Source organism: Rhizobium sp. SEMIA 4085 (assembly GCF_013004495.1).
Classification (GTDB): domain Bacteria; phylum Pseudomonadota; class Alphaproteobacteria; order Rhizobiales; family Rhizobiaceae; genus Rhizobium; species Rhizobium gallicum.
In genome coordinates this window covers 1-3009 of sequence record NZ_JABEPH010000527.1, presented here as the reverse complement: position 1 = coordinate 3009, position 3009 = coordinate 1, and the positions used below count along the sequence as shown (strand labels likewise).

The 3009-nt window shown below is 62.8% G+C and carries 3 protein-coding genes and 1 pseudogene; 2 read left to right on the top strand and 2 right to left on the bottom strand.

Annotated features, from left to right (window positions below):
• Positions 1-464 (top strand): helix-turn-helix transcriptional regulator (locus tag C9413_RS30395; RefSeq protein ID WP_170251344.1); only part of this gene is annotated, 464 nt, incomplete at its 5' end.
• Positions 465-467: 3 nt separating this feature from the next.
• Here C9413_RS30395 and C9413_RS30390 read toward each other — a convergent pair.
• The gene (locus C9413_RS30390; protein ID WP_039844007.1) at positions 468-1337 is read right to left on the bottom strand and encodes a LysR family transcriptional regulator; all 870 of its coding nucleotides are present in this window, start codon (positions 1335-1337) and stop codon (positions 468-470) included.
• Between the two features lie 88 nt (positions 1338-1425).
• On the opposite strand from C9413_RS30390, the gene C9413_RS30385 reads away from it, so the two are divergent.
• Positions 1426-1671, top strand: coding sequence for a hypothetical protein (locus tag C9413_RS30385; RefSeq protein WP_039844006.1), 246 nt, complete (start codon positions 1426-1428; stop codon positions 1669-1671).
• Here C9413_RS30385 and C9413_RS30380 read toward each other — a convergent pair.
• Positions 1644-3009, bottom strand: a pseudogene (locus C9413_RS30380) (HAMP domain-containing methyl-accepting chemotaxis protein); the annotation flags it as partial. The gene C9413_RS30385 and the pseudogene C9413_RS30380 overlap by 28 nt on opposite strands.

The following is a 3009-nucleotide window of genomic DNA, read 5'->3' as shown; positions in this document are numbered from 1 at the left end:
CCCTTCGCCACCGCTGCCGGCCTCACCGCCCCGCCGCCCGGACGCCAGACCCCCCCCGAGCGGGCTTTCCTCGAACCCCTCCGCTCCTTTCCTCGCTACCGCCCCCCGCCGCAGCGGGGCCGTTCACCGCGAGGTTCGATTCTGCCTGCGCCTCGTTCAAATGCACGCTCGTGCGCCTCACCTCCGATTTCATGACCGAGTTCCTGCAGGGACCAACCGCAGCAGTCGTCATCGAGCGAATACCCGTTGCGCGCCCCGAATTGAACGATCATTTGCCTGCAAAGCGGCAACTGACTGCTGCCGAACTGCGGATCGCCTCCTCCATCGCCGCGGGTCTCTCGCCGCGCGAGACGGCCAAGCTGCATGGCATCAGCTACGAGACGGCCCGGACGCATCTGAAGAACATCTATTCCAAGCTCGGCGTGAACAGCCAGGTCGCGCTTGTGCGACGTCTGATGCCGTAGAATTCAGCTGCGGCTGGCGCGCTTGCCGGCGAAAAGATCGGCGTAGCTTTTCAGCAGCTTCGTCATACGATCTGCGACCGTGCGGATCTCCGGGCGATGGCGATCCTCGTTGTTCAACACGATCCATTGCCGGTGGCGCAGTTCCGCGAGCTCGCCGCCGAGCCGTTGCAGTTCCGGATCGAGATCACCCACGAAACAGGGGAGCACCGCCTTTCCCGCACCGGCACGGACGAGGTCCGGCAGTGACCGGGGCCGGTTGACCGTCGCCACGATCGGCTCCGGCGTCTGGCGGTACGGCCAGCGGAGATAGGCAGAAATGGCCTCATCCTCAGCAACCGCAATCCATCGGGTTTCCAACTCGCCGGCATTGCGCCGGACATAGACGGCATAAGCGACTTCGCCCAAAAGGCGAGCGGCGAGATTGGCTTCGTCCGGCTCGAAAGCGCGGATGCCGATATCGCTCTCGCGGTAGGCGAGATTGGCCCGCGCCTCTCCGATCGTCAGCACAATGTTGAAAGCGTCGGCAGGAATGCGGATTGCGGAGAAGTTTTCTGTCAGCAGCCAGGCCACCCAGGTCCCGGCTGCGATCTTTACCGTTGCGCCGCCCTCGCCGGCCTGGCGCCAGGCATCGACTTTCCGGGCCGCCGCTTCCATCTCCTGGAGATGGTCGAGGAGCGTCTGACCGTCGGCCGTCAAGCGGTAGCCGGTCTGGCTGCGGGCAAAGAGCATCCGTCCCGTTTCCTGCTCCAGTTCAAGCATACGCCGGCCGACCGTGGCCGGGCTCAAGCCGCTCACGACACTCGCGCCCGTCAGCCCGCCGCGGCGCGCGACCTGCAGGAAAAGCTGATAGGAATCCCATGGGGTATTTTTCATTGATGAAAAACATAGCCGGATCTTCGATGTTTATGAAGCGATTTTTGATGTGTATTTGAAGGGATGTCTTTAACGGAGGACATCACCAATGATCGAGCAGATCATGATTGCCAATTTTCTCGGCCTTTCGCAGGCCTTCCAGCCAATCCAAAAGCGTGAGCGGACTGAGGACGACTTCTACAGGGATTTTGGAAGCTCGCCTTTCGTAAGCGTCACCGCGTGGCTTACAAGCATCAGCCTCAAAAGGCAGAAGGACCGCGCCTTTCCGGCGCGATCCTCCTCAATACCTTCAAGCTGCAAGCCCGATCAGGCTGCCTGCCTTGCCCGGCCATGAGACTGCGCCGACGCTTCGATGCGGAACTGCTGCAGCAGGCTCATCAGCGTGTCGGCCTCCTCGGCGAGCTGGCGGCTTGCTTGTGTGGTTTCCTCGACCATCGACGCGTTCTTCTGGGTCATCTGGTCCATGGCGTTGACCGAACCGTTGACCTCCTGCAGCGCCGCCGACTGATCCTGGCTCGCCGTGGCAATGGTTTCGACGTGCTTGCTGATCACAATGATCTCCTCGCTGATCGAGGCGAGCACGCTGCCGGTTTTCTGCACCAGCGCAGAGCCCGCCGTCACTTCTTGGCTGGACTTCTCGATCAGACCCTTGATCTCACGGGCGGCATCGGCCGAGCGCTGTGCCAATTCGCGGACTTCCTGGGCGACAACCGCAAAGCCCTTGCCAGCCTCGCCGGCGCGAGCCGCTTCGATACCGGCATTGAGGGCGAGAAGGTTCGTCTGGAAAGCGATGTCGTCGATGACTTCGATGATCTGTTCGATCTGCTGCGAAGCCTGCTCGATGCGCCCCATGGCGGCCACGGCCTCGCTGACGACGACCCCGGAGCTGTCGGCGGTCTTCTTCGTGGCGGTGACCGCGTTGTTTGCTTCGCGAGCGCGCCCTGCAGACGAGCGCACGGTCACAGTAATCTCTTCGACGGCAGCTGCCGTTTCCTCCAAGCTGGCGGCCTGCGCTTCGGTTCGCTTGGAAAGCTCGCCGGCCGATGTCAGCATCGCGCCGCTATTGCGCTGGATGGCATTGGCGTTCTCGCGAATCTGCACGAGGGTATCCTGCAGGCGGACAAGCGATGCGTTGAAATCGACGCGCAACTGCTCCAGCCGGCCGACAAACGGCGTCTCGATCGTCTGTGAGACATCGCCCTTAGCGAGGCGTCCGAGGCCGGCCGCAAGCTGGTTCACGGCAAAGTCGATCTGACCATCGAGCGAACGCTTGTCGGCGTCGTTGCGGGCACGCTCGGCTTCGCTCAATGCCCGCTGTTCCACAGCCTGCGTTTCGAGATCCTGCTGGGCGCGGGCGCTGTCGCGGAAGGCGGCCAAAGCACGTCCGATCTCCCCGAATTCGTTCTTCTTCTCGAGGCAGGGGATTGTGCCGTCAAGATTGCCGGCCGAGATCGAGTGCACGGTCTGCGTCAGCGCAAACAGCGGCTTCACGCAGGCGCGGATCGCAAAAAAGCCGAGCATGCCGACAAGCAGCATGACGGCGGCGCCGACGCCGAGAACCATCGTCTGCAGGTGATTGATGCGGGCGAAATAGACCTCCATCGGCATGCCGGTGAAGAGGATGGCGATATTGGGGCCGGCGGCACGCTAGACCGGGACGGAGCCGGGCATG